The sequence below is a fragment of the Meiothermus sp. genome (genome assembly GCF_025060375.1).
Lineage (GTDB): Bacteria > Deinococcota > Deinococci > Deinococcales > Thermaceae > Meiothermus.
Genome location: NZ_JANXCG010000056.1, coordinates 38753 through 60136, shown reverse-complemented (window position 1 = coordinate 60136; position 21384 = coordinate 38753). Strand labels below are relative to the sequence as shown.

The 21384-nt window shown below is 67.9% G+C and carries 11 protein-coding genes; 1 reads left to right on the top strand and 10 read right to left on the bottom strand.

Annotation, left to right across the window (positions count from 1 at the left end; all coding sequences use genetic code 11):
• The coding region (gene ilvA / locus NZ849_RS07370) for a threonine ammonia-lyase (protein ID WP_295405721.1) at nucleotides 1-1208 on the top strand (1208 nt) is incomplete at its 5' end.
• Here the strand turns inward: ilvA and crtI are convergent.
• From crtI to NZ849_RS07320, 10 genes are all read right to left on the bottom strand, one after another.
• Nucleotides 1205-2839: a phytoene desaturase family protein gene (gene crtI / locus NZ849_RS07365; protein WP_295405720.1), complete on the bottom strand. Its 1635-nt coding sequence runs from the start codon at nucleotides 2837-2839 to the stop codon at nucleotides 1205-1207. The genes ilvA and crtI overlap by 4 nt on opposite strands.
• A gap of 52 nt (nucleotides 2840-2891) precedes the next feature.
• Nucleotides 2892-4634 carry a ribonuclease Y gene (gene rny / locus NZ849_RS07360; protein ID WP_295405718.1) on the bottom strand — a complete coding sequence of 581 codons (1743 nt, stop codon included), beginning with the start codon at nucleotides 4632-4634 and terminating at the stop codon, nucleotides 2892-2894.
• 199 nt (nucleotides 4635-4833) lie between these two features.
• Entirely contained in the window at nucleotides 4834-5880 is a 1047-nt protein-coding gene (gene recA / locus NZ849_RS07355; RefSeq protein ID WP_295405716.1) for a recombinase RecA, read from the bottom strand.
• Nucleotides 5831-6397 carry an RNA 2',3'-cyclic phosphodiesterase gene (thpR, locus tag NZ849_RS07350; RefSeq protein WP_295405714.1) on the bottom strand — a complete coding sequence of 189 codons (567 nt, stop codon included), beginning with the start codon at nucleotides 6395-6397 and terminating at the stop codon, nucleotides 5831-5833. The genes recA and thpR overlap by 50 nt, the downstream gene beginning before the upstream one ends.
• Nucleotides 6394-7581, bottom strand: a complete 1188-nt coding sequence (locus NZ849_RS07345; RefSeq protein ID WP_295405712.1) for a CinA family nicotinamide mononucleotide deamidase-related protein — start codon at nucleotides 7579-7581, stop codon at nucleotides 6394-6396. Before NZ849_RS07345 ends, thpR begins: the two co-directional genes overlap by 4 nt.
• A gap of 73 nt (nucleotides 7582-7654) precedes the next feature.
• The gene (locus NZ849_RS07340) at nucleotides 7655-8632 is read right to left on the bottom strand and encodes a folate-binding protein (RefSeq protein ID WP_295405710.1); all 978 of its coding nucleotides are present in this window, start codon (nucleotides 8630-8632) and stop codon (nucleotides 7655-7657) included.
• Between the two features lie 42 nt (nucleotides 8633-8674).
• The gene (locus NZ849_RS07335; protein WP_295405708.1) at nucleotides 8675-12055 is read right to left on the bottom strand and encodes a DUF11 domain-containing protein; all 3381 of its coding nucleotides are present in this window, start codon (nucleotides 12053-12055) and stop codon (nucleotides 8675-8677) included.
• Complete coding sequence (locus NZ849_RS07330; protein ID WP_295405706.1) at nucleotides 12052-17523, bottom strand: hypothetical protein; 5472 nt, start codon at nucleotides 17521-17523, stop codon at nucleotides 12052-12054. Before NZ849_RS07330 ends, NZ849_RS07335 begins: the two co-directional genes overlap by 4 nt.
• A complete protein-coding gene (locus NZ849_RS07325; RefSeq protein ID WP_295405703.1) occupies nucleotides 17520-18644 on the bottom strand; it encodes a hypothetical protein in 1125 nt (374 codons plus the stop codon). The genes NZ849_RS07330 and NZ849_RS07325 overlap by 4 nt, the downstream gene beginning before the upstream one ends.
• Nucleotides 18645-18655: 11 nt before the next feature.
• Nucleotides 18656-21382, bottom strand: coding sequence for a hypothetical protein (locus NZ849_RS07320; protein ID WP_295405700.1), 2727 nt, complete (start codon nucleotides 21380-21382; stop codon nucleotides 18656-18658).
• Nucleotides 21383-21384 lie beyond the last annotated feature (2 nt).

The following is a 21384-nucleotide window of genomic DNA, read 5'->3' as shown; positions in this document are numbered from 1 at the left end:
TGCAGGCCCGTGGGCTCATCCAGGGGGTGGTGGCCCCTACCCCGGTGTTGCCCGACCCTCTGGCTTCGGAAGACCTAGGGGTGCGGCTTTTTGTGAAGGCCGAGTCCTTGCAGAAAAGCGGCTCATTCAAGGTGCGGGGTGCTTTCAACAAGATTGCCGCCTTGAGCCCCGAGGAGAAGGCCCGGGGCGTGATTGCCCCTTCGGCCGGCAACCACGCCCAGGGGGTGGCCCTGGCCGCTTCCATGCAGGGGATTCGGGCGGTAATCGTGATGCCTCAGCACGCCCCCCTGACCAAGGTGGTAGCCACCCGCCGCCTAGGGGCTGAGGTGGTTCTCCATGGGGCCAGCTTCGACGACGCGGTGGCCTATGCCCGCGAGCTGCAGCAGCGGCATGGCTACACCTACGTGCACGCTTTCGACGATGAGCGGGTCATTGCTGGGCAGGGTACCATCGGCCTCGAGCTGCTGGAGGCCCTGCCCGATCTCGACGTGCTGGTGGTGCCCATCGGTGGGGGAGGGCTGATTGGAGGGATGGCCGTTGCGGTCAAAAGCCTGCGCCCGGGGGTGCGGATTGTGGGGGTGCAGGCTGAGGGCTGCGCTCCGGTTAACCTGTCCCTCAAGGCCGGAGCACCGGTAAGCGTTCCCGCTGCCCAGACCATCGCCGACGGCATCGCGGTCAAGCGGCCGGGGGAGCTGACCCTGCCCCTCATTCAGCGGTATGTGGACCAGGTGGTGGAGGTGAGCGACGACGAGATTGCCCGCGGCATCGCCCACTGCGCCCAGAACCTCAAGCTGGTGGTGGAGGGGGCTGGTGCGGCAGGGATGGGCGCCCTGCTTGCGGGCAAGGTGCCCCTGGCCCCAGGGCAGACCGTAGCCACCGTGCTCTGCGGGGGCAACATCGACGGCAACCTGCTCTCTCGGGTGATTGAGCAGGTCATGGTGCGGCAGGGGCGCTACATCCTGCTCAAGCTGGCGGTGGTGGACCGGCCCGGGGCGCTGGCCCGGGTGGTCTCGCTGGTGGCCGAGGCCGGGGCCAACATCGTGGATATCTTCCACCGCCGGGCGCTCTGGCTGGCCCCTTTGGGCAAGGTGGGGGTGGAGCTGGTGCTCGAGGTGCGCGATGCCGCCCACGGCGAGGAGGTGCGGCGGATGCTGGAGCAGGCGGGCTACCATCCCGAGCGGGAACGGGTGGGGGAGTGGCCGGACTAGACGGGCTGGGGGGCTGGAAGATTTCCTTGGGGCTCCTCCAAAAGCCCAAAGTCTCGGGCGATGAGCCGCGCGGTCATCTTGGCCGACATCATCACGCTGGGGGTGCCGGCCCCAGGCTGCACCCCAGCACCCACCAGGTAGAGGTTTTGGATGTCCTCGCTTCGGTTGTGCGGCCGGAAGAAGGCCGACTGCGCCAGGATGGGCTCGGGGCCGAAGGCGTTGCCCAGGTAGCTGTTGAGGGTGTGCTCGAAGTAGTCGGGGGTGATGAAGCTTTTGTGCACCAGGCGCTCCATCAGGCCTGGCAGGTAGCCGCGCTCATCCAGGAAGCGCAGCACCTTGTCCACAAAAGGCTCTCCCAAAAGCTCCCAGTCCAATCCGCTGCCGTTGTGGGGTACCGGCACCAGGGTGTAGGCTGCGTGGTGCCCCGGCGGGGCCAAGGAGGGGTCGGTGAGGGTGGGGATGTGGAGGTACTGGCTGAAGTCTTTGGCCAGGACCTTCCTCCCGAAGATGTCCTGCAGCAGCCCCTCGTAGCGGGGTCCTAGGATGATGTTGTGATGCCGAAGCCGCTCCCCTTCGCGGCCATCGGCCTTGAAGCCAAAGTAGATGACCACCAAAGACATGCTCTGGGGACGCCGTTTCACCAGCCAGTCGGCATTCCAGAAGCGGTGCTGGGGTTCGACCAGCCTTAGGTAGGTGTGGGCGTAGTCGGCGTTGGAGACCACCAGGTCGCTGCCGAGCACCTCGCCGCTCTTTAGGGTGACCCCGGTGGCCACCTTGCGCCGGCCCTGCCGCGCCACATTGATCCGGGCCACCTCGGCGTTGTAGCGAATCTGCCCACCCAGCTCCTCGAACTTTTGTACCAGGGCTCGCACCAACGCCCCGGTGCCCCCTAGGGCGAAGTGGACCCCCCAGGTTTTCTCCACGAAGTGGATCATGGCGTAGATGGCCGGCACCGCCAGGGGGTTGCCGCCGATGAGCAGGGTTTCGAAGCTGAAGACCTGGCGCAGCTTGGGCGAGCGGAAGTACTTGCTGGTGAAGCTGAAGAGGCTGCGCACCGCGTCCAGCCGCAGGAGGTCGGGTACGATTCGCAGCATGGTCAGGGGGTCGCCGAAGTAGGTGTAGCCCAGCTCGAGGAAGCCCCGCTGGAAGATGGCCTGGGCATCGCGGTGGAAGCGCTCGTAGCCCTCTAGGTCGCCGGGCTCGCCTAGAGCGGCCACCTGGCGGCGGGTGTTCTCGGGATCGCCGTCGTAGTCGAAGTAGCTGCCGTCGTCGAAGTAGATGCGGTAGAAGGGCCGGATAGGCACGATCTGCACATACCGGCTGGTGTGGGCTCCCCCCGATAGGCCTTCCCGCACCCCTTTACCCCCCTCTCGCACCGACTCTGGGAAGTCGGGTAGGTGAAGCCCCGGCTGGCCCCGCTCCAGCGCGAATAGCTCCTCGATGAAGTGGGGCACGGTGATCACGGTGGGCCCCATGTCAAAGGTGAAGCCATCTACGCGCTTGGTGTAGGCCCGCCCACCCGGGCCGTCCAGTTTTTCCAGAATGGTGGTCTCAAAGCCCAGGCTCTGAAGGCGGATGCCCATGGCCAGCCCGCCGATGCCCGAGCCGATTACGATTGCAGTCTGCGCCATATCAAGGAGGATACCCGTGGTCCTTAGGCGGGTTTTTCGGCAGGGCTACAAATCACTTGGCGAATTCCACTGCCCGGCTCTCCCGCACCACCGTGACCTGCACCTGGCCTGGGTAATTCATGTCCCGCTCAATGCGTCCGGCAATCTCCCGGGCCAGCAGCACCGCCTTGGCATCGGAGATGCGCTCGGGCTTCACGATGACCCGCACCTCGCGCCCGGCCTGCACCGCAAAGGCGTGGTCTACCCCGGGGAAGGAGAGGGCGATGCGCTCGAGCTGCTCCAGGCGCTGGAGGTACTCCTCCAGGCTCTCGCGCCGTGCACCGGGGCGGGCCGCGCTGATGGCGTCGGCGGCGGCCACCAGCACCGCGTAGAGGGTCTCGCCGTTTTCGGGATCGTGGTGGTGGGCGATGGCGTCTACAACCTCCTTGGGCTCGCCGAAGCGGGTGGCCAGGGTAACGCCGATTTCCACGTGGGTGCCCTCAATCTCGCGGTCCACCGACTTGCCCAGGTCGTGCAGCAGTCCCGCCCGACGGGCCAGCACCGCATCCAACCCCAGCTCGGCGGCCATGATGCCGGTCAGGTGGGCTACCTGGATGGAGTGCTTGAGCACGTTTTGGCCGTAGGAGCTTCTGAAGTGCAACCGCCCCAGAAGCTGCACCAGGCCCGGTTTGAGACCCACCACCCCGGCCTCCAAAGCGGCCTCCTCCCCTCGCTCGTAGATAAAGGTCTTCATCTCATTTTTGGCCTTTTCCACCACCTCCTCGATGCGGCTGGGGTGGATGCGGCCATCGGCCACGAGCTGCTCCAGGGCCATGCGGGCGATCTCGCGCCGCACGGGGTTGAAGCTGGAGAGGAGCACTGCCTCGGGGGTGTCGTCGATGATCAGGTCGACCCCGGTGAGGGCCTCGAAGGTGCGAATGTTGCGTCCCTCGCGCCCGATGATGCGGCCCTTCATGGCATCGGAAGGGATGGGCACCACCGAGACGGCCAGGGCTGCGGCGGTTTCGGAGGCCTGGCGCTGTGCGGCCAGGGCCAGCAGCTTTTGCGCCTCGCGCTTGACCTCCAGCCGAATCCTCTCCAGGTTGGCCTTGACCCGCAGGGCCTTCTCCTCCTCCAGTTCGGCGTCCAGCCGGGAAAGGAGCAGGTTGCGGGCTTCCTCCCGGCTCATCCCGGCCACTTCCTGGAGCTTCAATTCGATCTGCCCTTCGCGCTGGGCTAGCTCGGCCTCGCGGTTCTGGAGGCTTCTTTCCAGGGTGTCCAGCCGCTCTTCCTGCTCATCCAGCCGGGCCGCGCGGGCGTCAAGCTGCTCGCTGCGCCGGGTGAGCCTCTCAGCCTCCCGCCTGAGCTCCTCCCGCTCAGCCCGGATGGCCTGCAGCTCGCTCTGCAAGCGTTCCCGTTCGGCCTTCAAGGAGGCTCGCTCCGCCTCCAGACCGGCCTGTAGCCGCTCACGTTCTTCCCTCAGCTGTTGCCGCAGCCGCTCTTCCCCTTGCTGGCGTAGCCGCTCGAGCTCGGCCTGGGCGCTTTGCCGCAGGTTTTGGGCCTCCAAAAGCGCGCTTTGCCGCAGGCTCTGGGCCTCCTCGCGGGCTGCCTCTAGCTGGGCCCTGGCCTGCTCCAAGACCGCCTCGGCCTGCCGACGGGCTGCCTCCAGGGTTTTCTGGGCTTCCCGGTGGGCTGCCTCGAGTTCACCTTTGTTGACCTCGGCCAGCCGGGCGCTGCGCTGGGCCAGCACCACCACCGCCACCCCCAGCACGAGCACCATCAGCGCCAATATTGCGTCCAGAATCGTAAAAGCCATCGCTACCTCCTCGGCAAGGAGGTTCTCTCAGTTCCGGGTCGGGTGGATGTCTATCTAAAAAGCGCGGGTTGGGCTTTGGGCCCGACGCCCTGCGGCCACCGGACCGCCTTCAAGCCCCTCAGCCCAGCCGTCCGCCGAGCAAATCCTTCCCCCCATGTCTACCGGGCCCTTCATCCTGGGAGAACCCCACAAGTCTCGTCTAAACCTCGGCAGCCTCTGCCGCTTCGCCTTCTTCGGAAGAGGCCGTCAGTACAGCTAGCTTACCAGCTTGGGCCAGAACTTTCTCACGGATTTCCTGAGCCAGCCGGGGCTCACCCTTCAGGAACTCCACGGCCTTTTCCTTGCCTTGACCAAGCCGCACCTCGCCGTAGGAGAGCCAGGAGCCGGATTTGCTGATCACCTCGGTGGCAATGGCGATGCTCACCAGGTCGGCCAGAGGGTCTATGCCCTTGCCGAAGTACAGCTCAATCTCGTGTTCGCGGAAGGGAGGGGCCAGTTTGTTCTTGGTGACCTTGACCTTGACCCGGTTGCCCACCGCCGCGTTGCCCACCTTGATGGGCTGGCCCTGCTTGCGCACGTCCAGCCTCACCGAGGCGTAGAACTTGAGCGCCCGGCCGCCGGGGGTGGTTTCCGGGTTGCCGTACGTGGTGCCTACCTTTTCGCGAATCTGGTTGATGAAGATGGCGGCGGTGTTGCTCTTGGCCAGTACCGCGGTGAGCTTGCGGAGGGCCTGGCTCATCAGCCGAGCCTGCACCCCGACGAAAGCGTCCCCGATGTTGCCCTCTATCTCGGCCTGGGGCACCAGGGCTGCCACCGAGTCCACCACCACCACGTCCACGGCCCCGCTGCGGGCCAGAAGCTCCACGATCTCCAGGGCCTGCTCGCCGGTGTCCGGTTGGGAGACCAGCAGATCGTCTATGTTGACCCCCAGGCTTTTGGCGTACAGGGGGTCGAGGGCGTGCTCAGCGTCAATGAAAGCCGCCACCCCGCCCATCTGCTGGGCCTGGGCGATGATGGAGAGGGCCAGGGTGGTCTTGCCGCCAGACTCCGGCCCGTAAATCTCGATGATCCGACCCTTGGGGATGCCGCCCACCCCTAGGGCCATGTCCAGGCCCAGGCTTCCGGTTGGGATCACGTCCACCTGCTGTTTGGGGGCCTCCCCCAAGCGCATGATGGCCCCCTTGCCAAACTGCTTTTCAATGGTCTTCAGGGTGCCCTCTAAAACCTTCTGCTTCTCCTTGTCCATACCCACTCCCATTCAGCGGAAACGCCTCCAGAACACGGTACCTTGCTCCTGCGGGTTCCAGCTTTGACTCCACCAAGCATACTGCTCGGGCGGTAAAGCGCAGATTTACCACCACCGGCCCCACCCGGGGTGCGGGGCCTTTTTTCCGGGCTAGGGTAAGGTGGGGGCGGAAGGTGCCCTCCCCTATCCCTAAGGCCTGCTGGAGCCCGGAGGCCAGGGGTTCCAAGCCGACCCCGCTGGCTTTGACGAACCAGACCCGTGGGGAGCCAGCGGCGGGGAAGTAGCCGGTACCCCCTAGGGTTACCTCAAAGGCGGGTACCCGGGCGGCCACCTCCCTTCCTGTCTGGCGCAGCTCCGGGAGGCGCGCTTCGGGCTGTTCTCCCAGGAAAAGCAGGGTGATGTGCATCTGGTGGGGCTGTACCGGCCTCCAACCCCTGTAGGGGCGCAGCTTTTCCTGAATCTGGGCCAGGCTTTGCTGCACCGCTCGGGGGGGGAAAAGGGCGTAGAAAAGCCTCATCGCAGCTCTCCCAGCAGGAAGGCCAAAGCAGCGTGGGCGGCGCGCTGGCGCAGTACCTCGCGGCTGGCCCCCGGCAGGCGGTAGTGCCTCGAGCGCACCCCTTCCGGGCCTGCCAGGCCCACGTACAGCGTGCCCACCGGCTGGCCCTCCAGCTCTTCTGGGCCGGCTACGCCGGTGGTGGCCAGGCCGTAGGTGGCGCCGAACCGCTCCTGGGCCAGAGCAGCCATGGCTTCGGCAGTAGCGGCCGAGACCGTACCTTCGGCCGGAAGGCCCAGGTGGGCCTTGGCCTGGGGATGATAGGCCATAAGCCCCCCCAGGTAGACCCTAGAGGCACCGCTGACCGAGGTGAGCAGGGCGCTCAGCGCACCGCCTGTTACGGACTCCAGGGTGGCTAGAGTGGCGCCTCGAGCCTGGAGCTGCTCCAGGGTCAGTGCGGGTAGGCTATCCCCGTCCTCTCCCCAGACTGCCCCGCCCAGCCTCGAGCGGAGCGCGTCCACAAGGCGTTCTACGGCCTCGGGTTCTCCGCGCACCACCACCGCTACCCCGTCTGCGTGGGCGTAGGTGCCCACCTGGGCCTCGCCGTTGCGCTGGAACAGCTCGCCGAGAAGCTCCACAATCCGCGATTCCCCCAGACCAAAGGTCTTGAGGGTGGCCTGCTTGTAGGGGCGGGGGGGCAGACCAAGCTGGGGTAGGGTTTCAGCCCACATGGGTCGCCACTCCGCTGGCGGACCGGGCAGGGCCACCAGGTCCTTGCCGTCCCGACGCACCCACCAGCCGGGTGCGGTGCCCCGGGGGTTAGGGATCCAGCGAGCCGAGGGGATCCTCATGGCCTGTTTGCGGTTGGCCTCGGGCATCTGCCATCCCCTCTGGGCAAAGAGGGCCTCCAGCTGGGCCAGCACCTCGAGGTCGATTTCCAGTTCCTCCCCCAGGGCCTGGGCTACTGCCTCGCGGGTGATGTCGTCCGGGGTAGGGCCGAGCCCCCCCGAAAGGACCACCAGACGGGCCCCTTCCCAGGCCCGGCGCACCTCCAGGGCTAGGGTCTCCAGGTGATCGGCCACCCGCAGGGTGCGCCGCACTTCCAGCGCATAGGGCCGAAGGCTGGCGGCGATTTCCGCGGTGTTGGTGTCCACGGTTTCGCCGTAGAGCAGCTCGTCCCCCACTCCGATTATCTCTGCCAAAGACATATCAAAGCCGGTGTTTTCCGCTTTCTTTGAAAAACACCGCCACCCCCTCCTTCCATCATACGGAGGGGAGATGCTACTCCAGCGGAAGGGAGGCCACCGTGGCCGACCACTCCCCCACCCTGACCTGGTCGCCGGGGCGCAGCTCCTTGCGCAGGAGGGCCAGGGCCACCGCACCCCATTCCGGCGATTCCACCGCGGTACCCACCCGCCCCACGGGTCTGCCTTCGCGAAAAACCTCGGCCCCGGGGGGTATCTGGGCCTGCCCCAGCAAGGCCATCAGGCGGTAGCGGGTCTGGCCCCGGGCCTCGAGCCGGGCCATGATCTCCTGGCCCAGGTAACAGCCCTTTTTGTAGCTCACCCGGCCCTCCAAGCCCGCCTCCTGGGGCAGTTCCCCCAAGGCTTCAGCCAGGTCGGGCTGCCCCTGCTCCACCCGCCAGATGTGCCAGGCCTGGCGGCCCACTGGGGTCGCCCCGTGCTCCAGCAGTTGAGGGGCTAGATCTGCGGCCTGTGGGGTCGGGAGCAGCAACCAAAGGCCCAGCTCGTCGCGGGCCACCACCCCACCGGAAAGCCGGCTCAGGCTCCAGCGGGGGGGCAGGGGGAGGAGCTGCTGCCCCACCGCCTCAGCCTGGGGGCCTTGCAGGCGCAGGAGGGAGTGGGGCAGGGGTTCTACCTCCACCTGGTCAAAGACGATGTAGCGGCGGAAGCGCTGGGCTAGGGCCTGGGCGCTGGGGGAGCTTACCCAAAGGGCCTCCCCAAGGTGGAAGACCCGACCCAGGTGCTCAATCTGGCCCCTGGCGTTTAGGAAGAGGGTCTCGAGCCAGCTCTCTTTGGGCATTCCCCGAATGTCGGAAGTGCATTGGTTGTGTAGGAAGTCCACCCGATCCGCCCCTCTCAGCTCCAGAAGGCCGTGTTCGGAAAAGTCCAGCAACGCCGCTCCCCGGTAGAGCGCCTCCACCTCCTCCTCCACGTTTCCGTAGCTCCAGGGTACCTCTACCTCACCCTCCCGGTCCCACACTGCCCCTTGCGCCTGGTGAAACGCCGCCAGCGACATGCCCTCAGTTTATTCCCCTAGAAGGGCCTGTTGTGAAAGGGTTTACCGTACCTGTACCTGGTAGCAGACGCTGCCTCCCGCGCCGGGGGTCAGGTTCCCCACCCCTACCCGCACCACACCCCCGCTCACCTCCCCAGGGTCGGCGTCTGCCGCCTCCGTAAGGGGGTTCCCGTTGAGCCTGAGGCTACCTGGCTGGTAGAGGGTGAAGAAGGGGATAGGGTCGGTGATGACCACGCTCGTGATGGGGCTACTGCCCAGGTTCTGGTAGCTGATGCAGTATTCCAGCACCTCGCCCGGCCGGCCCCCACCCGCGCTGCTGAAGGGAGTGCCTTGGGTCACGTTCCGCACCTCCTTGCGTAGGGAAAGCCCTCCCGAGGGAAGGACCGTGGTGGCGTCCAGGAGTGCTCTGGCCTCCACAGCGCTCGGGTTGCCCGTCCAGGTAAGGCTGAGGCCCAGCCGGGCTATGTCCACGGTGCCGGAGGCTACCCCTCCGGGCACCTGTACCTCCAGTTCCACCGCGCAGGCCCGCAGGCTCCCATCGGTCTCGCGGGGCCAGGTGGCGTCCACGTTCAGCACAAGGGGTGGGGGGGCGAAGACCTCGGAGGCGTCAAAGTTGCCGTTGCAGTTTGCGTCCCACCTCAGCCTGTAGCCAAAGCTCCCTCCGGTGACCCCGAGGCTTACGCTCCCCAGGGTACCCGGCCGGAAGAGGTGGCTGTAGGTGATGGTGCCTGGGCTTGTGGCTTGCCCCGAGCGGTCGGGCTCGAGGCGGGAGGGCCGCACCACGCCGAAGTTGTAGCCGCTGTAGACCTGCCCTGGGGTAAAGCCCGCGATGGTGCGGGCCTGGGCGCTTGGGTCGCCGTAGGTAGCGGCCAGGGCCACTGCACCCCCGCCCACATTGGTGCCGGTGGCCGGGCTTTGGGCGTGGCGCAGGGTGAGGTTGGGACCAAAGGTGTGGGGTACGTAGAGGCTGAATTGGCCGGCACCATCGGTGGTGGTCCTCACCGACTGGTTCCCATCGGTGGCCTCCACAAGGACCCCTCCTATCCCGGCCTCGCCCCCGTTTTGCACGGCGTCGTTAGGGGTGCCCCCACCCAGGCCGTCGTCCCAGAAGACCCGGCCCTGCAGGCGTGAGCCGTGGTAGAGGCCAAAGTCTTGGTTGGCGATGGGGGTCGTCCCCACGTTGACGTTCCGGGTGCCCGCTGGGTTGACAAAAAGCCATCCTGCGGGGGCTGTGGGGGTGGTGGCTGTGGGGCTGGTGGCCACCACCAGGGTGTAGCTACCGGGGGGGACAGCGTTGAAGGTATAGGTGCCGCTGCCCGGGCCTACCGCTACTGACTGCACTACCGAGCCGCTCTGTACCAGGTTCACGTACACGGTAGGTCCGCTGCTCCAGCCCTCGCTGGGCTCGAGGGTGCCGTTGGGCTGTTGGTCGGCGTAGATTCGGCCCGAAAGGCTGGTTCCCAGGACGTTCAGGGTGGCGCTGGCTGCGGTGGTGTTGTTGCCCTGGTTGGTCTGGAGGGCTCCGGCGGGCAGGGTGTTGGTGTAGCTGCCGGGGGTACTGCCCGTCACGTTCACGCTCACTGTGCAGGACCCGCCTGCTGGAATCTGGGCCCCACTCCCCAAGCTCACCGTGCTGCTCCCTGGGCTGGCCGCAACCGAGCCGCCCGGGCAGGTGGTGGTGGCGCCTGCGGGGCTGGCCACCACTAGGCCTGAAGGGAGGTTGTCCACCAGGGCGGCAGCAAGGGTAGCAGGGGCCGTGTTGGGGTTGGTGAGGGTAAGGGTGAGGGTGCTGGTGCCGCCTGCAGGGATGCTGCTGGGGCTGAAGGCCTTGCTCAGGCTCGGGGGGGTGGGCACGCTGGCGCTGGCCGTGGCGCTTGCGCTCTGGTTGAAGGCTGTGCCCAGGGTCTGGCTGTTGTAGCTGATCTGGGCAGTGTTGGTCAGGGTCGTCCCGGCGGCGCTGGGCAGCACCTGCACCCTAAAGCGCACGCTGGCCCCCTGGCTGGGGAGGATCAGGCCCCCTTGGGTGGCCCCTGCTCCGATGCCCAGCCGGAAGCGCACGCATGCGGGGCTTCCGGATAGCTCGCTGCACCCACTGCTGTACTCAGCGATGTCGTCGCCGCTGGCGTCGGTGAAGGTACCGGTAGGAGCACCGGTGGCGTTGGAGAGCACCTGGAGGCTTCCCGGCACGTACTGGGTGCCTGGGGGAATCGGGTCGCGCACCACCACGTTGGTGGCCCCGTCCCCTCCGGTGTTGGTGAAGCTGATGGTGTACTCCAGGATGTCGCCCACCAGCACGTTGCCCCCGTTGAGGTCGGTCACGGTCTTGGTGAAGGTGGTGGTGAGGTTAGGGGCGTAGATGTTCACCGCGAAGGTGAGCACCTGGGGGAAGTAGACGTCCTGGGTGGAGGTGAACTGCAGGTCTACCGAGGTGGTGCCGTTGGGCAGGCCGTTGTACTGCACCACGTCGGCATCCAGGGCGAACTGGTTCACGTAGTCGGGTTGTTTGTTGGTGAACCGACTGTCCAGGGTGCTCACGCTGGAGTTGAAGAAGTTGTTGGCCGGGTTCTGCCCATCGGAGAGGCTGGCCCAGGTGGCACCGCCCGTGGGCCGGATTTGGAGCTGGTCACCCGGGATACCCGCATCGCCCTCCCAGGCTACCGCACCTACCCGGGCCTCCACGGCGCCCACCGCAGGGGTCAGCAACCCGGAGACGGTTTGATTTACGTTGTTGCCGCTGCTCACCACGGCCAGTCCCTGGGCTACGGTCAGGCGACGGAGGGGCTCGGCGGGGTGCTGGTAGACCACCACCAGGCTCCAGCCGGCGTAAAAGCCCAGGCTGTCGTTGCCGGTAAGGGCGGTGATGTTTGCCACCCAGTAGTCGCCCGAGCCTGCAGCTTGCACCAGGCTGGTTACGTCGCGAAAAGCGGCGTAGGGGCGGCTGGTGGCAGCTCCTTGGGTGGTGATGGTCTCAAGCCAGTCGGCGTTTAGGGTCTGGTAGCCGCTTCCTGGTGGGCGGAAGTGAATCTGGTTGCGGGTAGTGCTGCTGGGGTCGGCGCGGGCACCCCAGTAGAGCCCGGCGAAGAGCACCTGGGCCCCGCTTGGCAGGCTCAGGGTGGCGCGGGAGGAGTTGGAGGTGGAGCTGTCGCCGTCGAAGTCAACCAACACCATCGAACGGTTGTTGCTCAGGTTGGTGTCGCTGGTGTTGCAGGTGGGGGGGTTGCTGGGGGTGACGGTGCTGGTGCCGCAGGTCATCAGGGTATTGCCGATCACTACGATGTTGCCAGTGGTGTTGCTGTTGAACACGTTGGTGAAGCTCCGCACCACCTGGGCCTGGGCCAGGCTCAGCGCGAGCAGGAGGGGGAGGAGCAGGAGCCTTGCGGTGTACAGGCGCAGCTCGTTCCAGTGGGGGGTCGTCCGTTTCACCGAGAGCCTCCCAGGAAGTCGAACCTGAGGTAGAAGCCGGGCGCGGTTTCGGGGGTCGGGCCCACAAAGCCGCCCAGGGTGTAGCCTGCGTTGAGCCAAAGGCCCTCCACCAGGCGGAAGCTGGCTTCGAGCGACCAGGCTGTGGCGCTGCTCTGGGTTCCGGGCTGGAGCTGGTAGTAGACGGCGGCCCCCAGGCCCAGCCAGTCGGTGAGGTAGTAGTTGCCGCCCAGGCCCAGCCCGTAGGTGTGGCCGGTGGGGTCGTCGAGTTTGAGGCGGTAGGCCAGGCTGGGCCGGAGCTGGAAGCTCAGGCCGGGGTGATAGCTGGCAGCCAGGGCGCCCTCGAGCACCCGCTCACCCCCGCTATTCAGCCGGTGGTAGCTCAGGAGCGAGGCGTCGCGCCCGCGCAGCGCGTAGGCCAGGGTAACGCGACCCTCGAGGACGGGCAATATCTGGTAGTTGGCGTCCAGCGAGAGGGTCTGCTGGGCATCGAGCTGACCGGTGGCCCCGGCCCGCCACACCAGCTTGGGCTGGCCGGCGGCCCAGGCGGTCTCGGCCCCCAGGGTGGCGCTGAACTGCTCGGCCTGGTAGCGCAGGGCCAGGCCAAAGGCCAGCTGGTCGCTGCCGGTGGAGAGGCTGCGCTCGTAGCCTGCGCTGGCATTCAGGCTCCAGCCATCGGTAAGGGGCAGGGGCGCTTCCAGGCCAAAGCGGGCCCGGTTGCCCTCTCCCGCCGCGCCGGGCAGCTGGTAGGCCAGGGCCAGGTTGGCGCTGCCCAGTTTTTGCTTGAGGCCCAGGCTCCCCGAGAGGCCCAGGCCCCAGGTCTGGGTCAGGTCGGCCTCGGCGCTCAGGTTGGCGTCGAAGGCATAGCTGCTCCGCAGGCGGGTGGCGGCGCTCTGGGTCAGGCTGAAGGGCTGGGCGTGGGTGAGTTCCGTGTTCAGGGGCCCGCTGCTAAAGCCCAGCCGCCCCAGGCCCAGCAGGGTGGCGGTTTCCCAGGTGTAACCCAGCCCGCCCCCCACCGAGAAGGCGGGGTTCAGGCGGCGGGTGTAGAGCAGGCCGGTGCGGTTGGTCTCGCCGGTCTGGTGCTCGAGCGAGACCCGGTCGGCTTCGCTCAGGCGGTAGGCCACCTGGGCCTGGCCCTGGAGCTTGCCCCCGTAGCTCAGGTGGGCGGTGGACTCCAGGGGGCCATTCTTGCCGGAGAGCTCGAGGCCAAACCGCTCGGCGCTGCCCCGGCTGTAGGTGGCCCGCAGGCCAAACCCAGGAAGCTGGTAGGCGGCTTCGGCCCCGTAGCGCCAGCCGTTGCCGGGCAGGTAGGCGGCCCCTGCCCCAATGCTAAAGTCGCCCACCCGCCAGCGCGCCCCGGCCCCGTAGCCCAGTTCGCGGGCGCCGCCCAGCGGGGCATACACCACCCGCAGCCGCACCGGCTGGAAGTCGGAGCTACTGGGCCAAAGCGGTTCGGAGAGGGTCAGAATGCCGCTTGAAGCGTCCAGCACGTAGTCCTTTAGGCGCTCCAGCCGCCTTTCGCTAGCCCCCACCAGCAGCACCACCTGCTCGCTGCCTGGTTCGGCGGGCCCGCTCAGCTTGTAGAAGCGGGTGCCATCGGGCACGATCAGGTCGGTTTTGCTGCCCACCGGCAGCCAGCCCGCAAAGCCTTGCAGGGCTAGGTCCTGGCGGGTCTCGAGGCGCAGGGCGGTGCCCTGGGGCAGTTCGCTCAGGCCAAACACGCTCAGCTGGTCAGCAAAGTAGCCCAGGCTGAAGCCTTCCCGGTCATAGCGCAGGGCCACCGGATCGTTGGACGGCAGGGGCCTTTGGGCCTCGCTCCCTGCGCCCGTGAGGGGGAAGCGCCCGGTGGGGTCAGGGAGCCCCCGCAGTCCGCTTTCCACCTGGGGCCGGCCCTCCTCAAAGCGCAGCGAGCCATCCAGGGCGGCCCGCAGGACGCCGCCCTCCAGGGGGGCCTCTAGGTAGCCGCGCCCCATTCCAAACGCCTGGATGCTCTCGCCCAACCGCACCCCCGCGCTGCCCTGAAGCTGCCACAGCCCCTCCTGGCGGCCCAGGGCGAAGAACTCGGCCTGGGCTGAAAGCCCTTCGAAGGTCAGCCGCAGGCGCAGAGGGGTGGGGGCGGCGGTAGGCCGGAGCCGCAGGAGGGCCTGCCCGTCCTTGAGGGGCACCTGGTAGCCCGACAGGAGCGGGAAGGCGTCGGGCTCGAGGGGCTCAACGTTCGTTTCCACCGTGACCGGGCCAAAGCCCGCGGTCAGGCCTAGGGCGTCTAGGGCCCGTACCTCTAGCTCCAAAGGGGTGCGGCCGTCAGCCAAAAGCCGCAGAGGGCGCACCTCCAGCCGGACCGGACGGCCTACCAGGAAGACCTCCACCCGGTCGGAGCCTACCGGGGTCTCCACCTCAATCAGGTTGCGCCCTTCCTGGAGGGGTACGCCATAGAACTGGAGGGTCTGCCGGCCGTTTTCTTCGTCGTAGGTGGCCTCGCCCAGGTTCTTGGTGTCTATCGGCTGGCCGTTTAGAGTCAGGCGGGTCTCGAGGCCGTAGGGGGTTTGCAGCACCACCCGGGTCCTGTCTACCCGGAAGACCGTGCCGGGCAGGGGCTCTTGGATGAAGCCCTCGCGCAGCCTGACCTCCGTGGGCCGGGCCCTTTGGAGGCTGGCAAAGGTTTGCTGGCCCTGCAGGTACACCTCCCGGTCGCCCATGCGCAGGGTTAGGGTGGGCGCCTCCAGAGCTGGCAGGGCCTCGCGGTGGCGCAGCTCGTAGGAGACCACCCCCTGGGCCTGGTAGGGCAGCTCGAAGTAGAGCCGGCCCTCCCCGTCCACGCGGGGGTCTTCCAGGGGCCGGCCGTCCAGCCGGGCCGAGCCGGGCTCAAACTGGCCCCCCTCGGGTGGACGATGGGTGAGGAGAAGGCGGTCCCCCGTCCCTTTTACCCTGAACTCCAGCCGCACGGTAGAGACCCGCGTCGGTGCCAGGGGGGGGAGGGCGGTCAGGGTGGCCCTGGCCGGGAAGGAGGCTGGGGTCCCGTTCACAAAAGCGGTGGCCCCGTTTTCCAGAGCACCGGCCTGCTCCGCTTTGGCCTCAAAGCGCACCTCGCGGGTCTCCCCGGGCTCTAAGGTGAGGCTCGAGGGGCGATTCCCCCGCAGCGCTAACCCCTCGCCTGGGGCTTCCAGCAGGCTGAGGGTTATCGGGTGGTCGGTGGGGTTGCCTACCCGAAGGGTGAAGGTGGCCTCGCCGCCCACCAGCACCCGTGCGGGCTCCACGGCCTTTTCCAGGTGCACCAGGGTGCGCTGGAGGCGATCCGGTGCGCTCAGGTCGCCGCCATTGGACTGGAGCCTGGCTTGGAAGGCCCCTTCGGCTGGGGCGCCAAAGCGCACCCGAGCCCTGTAGGTGTGGACAGCGCTTCCGCCGGGGGCCAGCTCGCCGCTGAATCGGGGTGGGGCGTCCACCTCCAGCCACTCGGGGTAGGCGTCTTCCAGGGTGTAGCGCAGGGGGGCTTCGCCGGTGTTGCGCACCACCAGCCGCACCTCCACTTCCTCGCCGGGGACCACCACCCTCTTGTCCAGCGAGCGGGAGAGTCCGGCCACCGCTCGGAGGGTTCGCACTCCAGCGCGGACCTCAACCAGGGTTTGGCCCTGCTCGTCAAGCAGCCGGGCGGTGTTGGTAAGGGTGGGAGGGGCCTCGGAGGTCACGCGGGTGCGCACCTCGAGGGTGCGCTCCTCGCCGGGCAGCAGTTTTATGTTCTGGTCGAGCGGCAGGCCCTGCAGTCCAGCGGCAAGGCTGTCCTGCACCCGCACGGACCCAGCCTCGTCGCCGGTGTTCCTCACCCGCAGGCGCCAGACCACCTCCTCCCCCACGGCCGCGGTGGGGCTAAGGGCCTCCTTCTCCAGGGTGAAGGCGGCGGGTTGGACGAGGTGCAGCCGGGTCCTGGCCCTCTGCCCCCAGGGGGCCAGGAGGGCCTCCACCTCGAGCTCCCCCCGGCAGGCAGCCCGCACCGGCAGGGCAAGCACAGCGTCGCGGCCCCCGGCCACGGGGGCGGTCAGGCGGGTCGCCCCCAGGGCCTCCAGGCAGGGGGGCAGCTCCATTTCTATCTCAGCGGGCAGGGTATGCGGGAAGGCCGTGCGGACCCGGGCCGTCAGGGTGGCCTCCTCACCGACCCGCAGGGTGGTGCGGCTGGCCTCCAGGCTGAGCTGTACTTCCGGGTAAACCCTGAAGATTATCCGCCTAACCTCACCACTTTCCAGCCTGACCGAGGAGGGCCCCTCGACGCGGGCGCCTTCTAGCTCAGGCATCAAGGTATAGCTTCCAGGAGGTAGCTCATAGCGGCCAGGCCCAAGCCGACGCTCGCCCACCTGCACGCTCAGGGGGAAGGGTTCCTCCCCGCTGGGGGTAATCAGAGCGGCCCCAAGCTCCAGCGTGGCTGGGGGCTCGGGTTCCGCGACCGGGGGCCGGGTAGCTTCGGGGTGCTTCTCCAGCACGAAGCGGGCCTCACCTCCTGCACAGCCGAAGCGGAGGACGCCACCCCCAAGGTGCTCACCGCCCCGCGCCTCGAGCTGGAACAGCCGGTACCCCTCGGGCAAGGAGGCCAGACGAACGGTGCGGGTACTGCCCCCCTCAACCGCGGTAGGGGCTCTCAGGGGCCGGCCTTCGGTGTCCACCACCCTCACCGAGACAGGGCGTGGGGCCACCACCCGGAAGGCCTCCCGCTCAACCTCCACGCAGGCGTCCAGCCGGACACCGATGGTGTTGGAGTGCTGGGTTGCGCCCGGGGCGCGGCGGAAGCCAAAGGTGTAGAACCCCGGTTGGCGAATCTCGTAGTGAGCCCAGCCTCGGTCGCCGGAGACCGGGCGGGGCACTGCGCGCCCATCCGGCAGCCGCACCCGGGCCTCCATCTCCCTGGGGCCGTCCTCATCGTAGAAGCCTACCCGCACGGGCAGGGCCTCCCTTTCCACCAGGAGGTGCAGGGGCTCCACCCAGCCCCTCCCGCGCACGTCGTAGAGCTGTAGGCCGGGTTCAACCAGGAGCTCAGCCGCGTCGGGTTCCCGGGTCTGGATGCGGTAGAGGAAGGCGTTCTTGCCCCGGCCGCTAAAGCGGGCCGAGAGGGTGTAGACCCCGGGCTCCAGGGGTCCCCTAAAGAAAAGGTCCCAGCGGTGGGGCTCCACCCCGTAGGTCTTCTGGACCACAATCTGCTCGCCTCGAGCAAGGGTGAACTCGGCCACCAGTTCCCCCCGTCCCCCGTCGTAGCGCTCGTCGCCCAGTTCCTCCCCGCCCCGGAGGCCCCTGCGGTAGTCGTTCGGGTCAAAACCAGGCGAGTAGATCTGCAGGTTTAGGAGGGTGGGCTTGCCTACCACCACGCTGGCTCGCAAGTCCCGCACCTCCCAGCCCAGCGCGTCCCCCGGCACGATGCCCTTGAGGTCGGTGCGGGGTTGAGCGAGGGCCACTCCCGCGAGGAGAAGGAAGAGGAGGCCAAGGCTTCTCACGGGTACCTCCAGCGCACCTGGGGGTCGGTCAGGAATCCGCCCGGCAGGTCGTAGGTGAGGGTCTGCTCGCCCTGGAAGACCTCAAAGTGGAAGCGCCGCTCCCCCCCACCGGGCAGCGGGTCGGTGAGCGTCAGGTCGGAAAGCGCCTCGTCGCTCCGCAGGACCAGGACCACCCGCACCCCCTGGGGCAGCTCGAGGAGCCGCTTGTGCACCTTCAGGGGGCCAAACTGGAGGACCGTCTCGCGGGCCACGCTGACGACGCCGCTCGGGGCCCTCAGGGGGAAGTCGCTTACGGTGAGCCCCTCCACCCGTACCCGGTGCCGGTAGCCGTCGCCCAAGGCCTCGGGGTGAGGGAGGGGAGGGAAGGGGGCCGAGGCGGGATCAAGGGTGACCGTCCAGACCCCCCCGGCCAGGTTGCGGAAGCCGTAGCGGCCCTCCGCATCGGTGAGGGTTTGCAGCCCGTCGCCGAGCACCACTCGAGCCCCGGGCAGGGGGATGTCCACTCCCGGGGTGTACCGGCCGTCCCCATCGGTGTCCAGATAGACCCGGCCCAGTAGGGCGTTCGGTGGGGCCAAAGGACCCGCGCCTACCCGCGTGAATGCCGTGGCCGAGAGGACTGCGTTGACCTGGTCTCCTGGGCCCTCCCGAGTGGCGGTAGCGGTGGCGGTGTTGACCAGCCGCTCAGGGGCCCCAGGGAGGACGCGCAACGCATAGGTGAGGACCAGCCGGCCCCCTGGGTCCAGCCGGAGGCCGGCCCAGCGCAGCCGCCCCTCCCCATGCGCGGCCACCACTGGCTGGGCGGTGCCGGGAACGTATTGGGTCCCTGTCGGAAGCTGGTCCTCCAGGTCCACGAGCAGCGCGGCCTGCCCCGGGTTCACCAGGGTCAGGGTATAGACCAAGCGGTCCCCCACGGTGGCCTCCTTGCGGTCCACCCCCTTGGAGAAGAGGAGAGGGAGGTCCAGCCGGGTTTCCACGACATTGGAGGGGCGGGTTTGCCCGTCCGCCTGGGCCGTGGCCTGGTTGCGGATAACCATCTGAGCTAGGGCGGGGCTCAGCGCAAAGATGAAAAGGAAAAGGGGGGGTCTGACGACATCCCGAATGAGTGCGCAGACCCCCCTCATGGTTGCCTCCGTTACTGCACCTGCACCCGCAGGCTCAGGGTGATGCTGGCCCCGGCAGGCATGACATCGCCCCCGTCAATGGTGCCGTTTCCGTCCGTGTCCACGCCCACGTAGAGGATGCCCCCTGTGGGCAGGGAGGTCGGTGGGGTGGTGCTCCAGGTGGTCCCGTTCGTGGAGTAGAGCACCTGTGCCCCACTGCCAAAACCGCTTGCGGTGGCCGAGGCGCTCACGAAGGTCGTGTGGGCGGGCAGCGGGTCGGATACCCGAACGTTGGTGAGGCTGCCGGTGCCGATGTTGCTCGCCACCACGGTGTAGACAATCTGGTCACCGGGGTAGGCCTGAGCCCCGCTCGGGTGGCGCACCGTGGTGGTGGCCCCTGCGTAGCTCACTGCCGACTTGGTGAGGTTGAGCTCGCCACCCACAATCGTGGTGGTGACCGTCGCGGTGTCGCTCGCGGTGCCGCTCGGGTAGGTGGCGTTGGCGGTGAGGGTTGCTGTCTCGCTACGGCCAATGGGCTGGCCCCCAGGGACCTGAACCCGCACGTACAGGGGCACGCTGCCCCCTGCGGGAACCGAGATGCCGGAGAGGGAAGCGCTCCAGGTGCTGCCGTCGGTGGAGAGTTCGTAGGTCCAGCCGTAGGCGCTCGTCACCGCCGGGATGCTCACCGTGGCATTGGCGTTTCCGGTGTTGGTGAGGTTATGGGTGTAGGTGATGGTGCCCGGGCTGGTGACCGTGCCGGAGCGGTCGGGGTCAAGCGCGAGGCCAACCACCAGATTCACATTGACGGTGGTGGATACTGTGTCCGAGGAGGCAGGTTGGATGCCTGGGGTGCCGGGGTCGGTGTCGGTGGCGCTGTCCACCCGAAGGCTTATGGGGTTGGCACCGGGGGCAGTGCCGCCCGGTATTTGCACCACCGCAATGTAGCAGCGCCGGTTGGCCCCACCCGGGTTGATCACCCCTGTGTTGGTGATGGGGCTCGGGGTGGGGGTGTCCATGACCCCGTCGCAGTTCGCATCGGGATAGAAAAGGGCGCTCCATCCCGACGGGAGGGTAGCGCTCAGGTTGAAGCTGTCGGGATTGTTCCCGGTGTTGACCACCTCGATGGGGAAGTTCACCTGGGTGCCCGGGTTGGCGCTCGCAGAAGGGGGGTTGTCGTTGGATGGGTCGCCGTCGCCACCGCTGCCAAGGCGGGCCAGGTCTACGGCGTAGCCAGAGACCACCGCCTGGACCAGGTTCGTGGTGCTGTCCGACTGGGTCGGTCCGGCCTGGCTGGTGGCGGTGACGGTGATCGTCTGGGCGGTGGTGGCCGTGTAGCCAGCGGGGATGGCGCACCGCAGGGCGAAGCTGTAGTCCCCGCCTGCGCTCACCGGGCCCACTGGGCCGGAGAGGGGGGTGGTCAGATCGTCGGCCAGGAACTGGCAGACCCAGCCCGAAGGGGCGCCCGAGTGGCTCAGGGTGAAGCTGTCCGCCGCGTTGCCGGTGTTGCGCAGGGTGTGGCGGAAAATCACAACGCTGCCGCTATAGGCGGAGGTAATGCTCTGGGTATCCCCGCTCCGCCCTACGGTGTAGCTCCCCGCGGTGTAGCTTCCGGTGGCGCCCCCGGTGGGGTAGCCGTAGGGCCCCACAGCCACGTTGGGGCTCGCAGCCACCGGGTTGGTGGTGCCGTTGGTGGTGACGACCTGTTGCTGGGTCCCGTCGTTGAACCGAACGGTGGCGGCGTTGGTGTAGGCTGTTCCAGCCGGAGCGCTCAGGGGCACCCGGGCCTGGAAGCTGAAGGTGTAGGAGGCGCCCTGCGGGAAGAAGGCCCCGCTGCCGCTGATGAACATCCCGACCGCCACAGAGCCGTTGCCGACGAGGGGCAGGTTGCTGGCGGTCAGGGGCGCCCAGTTGGTGCCGTCGGCGGAGTAGACGATCTGCACGGTTCCAGCACCCGCGCTGCCGGTGGGCAGGCTGTTTACCTCCAGGCCGGCTGGGATGATGTCCCGAATCAGGATACCGCTGCCGCTAAGCCCGGGAACGCTCACCCCGCTCGCCGCACTGCCCCCGGTGTTCTGCCCGAAGATGGTGTAGGTGATGGTGGTCCCGGGGGTCACAGGGCCGCTGGGGCTGGCCGACTTGTTGGCGGTGAGGGCTGCGGCGGCGGTAACGTTTGCGCGCGCCCAGTTGTCGCTGTCGCTGGGGCCGCCCGAGGAGGTCCCCACCAGGTTTAGGTTGGCGTACTGACCGGCGGGGGTCCCGGCGGGGATGGTGGCCGCCACCACCACGCAGGCCGAGCTGCTTGGGGTGCCCTGGTGGCTCAGGGTGAGGCTCGAGACCGCCGTTTCACCGGCGTCCAGGGCCCCGTTGCAGTTGTCGTCCCGGTAGACCGTGACCCCCGTGAGGTTGAAGTTGTCGGCGGTGCCCTGGGGGGTGGTGAGCGCGATGGTATCCGTGCCGTTGCCGGTATTGCTCACCGTGTAGGCGAAGTAGACCGTAGCGCCGGGCAGGGCCGAGCGGGTCTGGCCTGGGAGGGCCTCTGAGGAACCGTTGGGGGTGATGGTGAGGCTGTAGACCTGCTGCACCACCGTGACCACCTGGTTGGAGGTGGTGGTGCGGGGCTGGCCGGCCGAGTCAACGTAGCGAGCCGAGGCTTGGTTGCTGATGCTGGTGCCTGCTGGGGTCGGCTGGGCCAGGGCAATTCCAATCAGGGCCAGCGCGACGAGGATGGCTAGGGGTCCTTTGAGCTTGATTCTTCGCATCT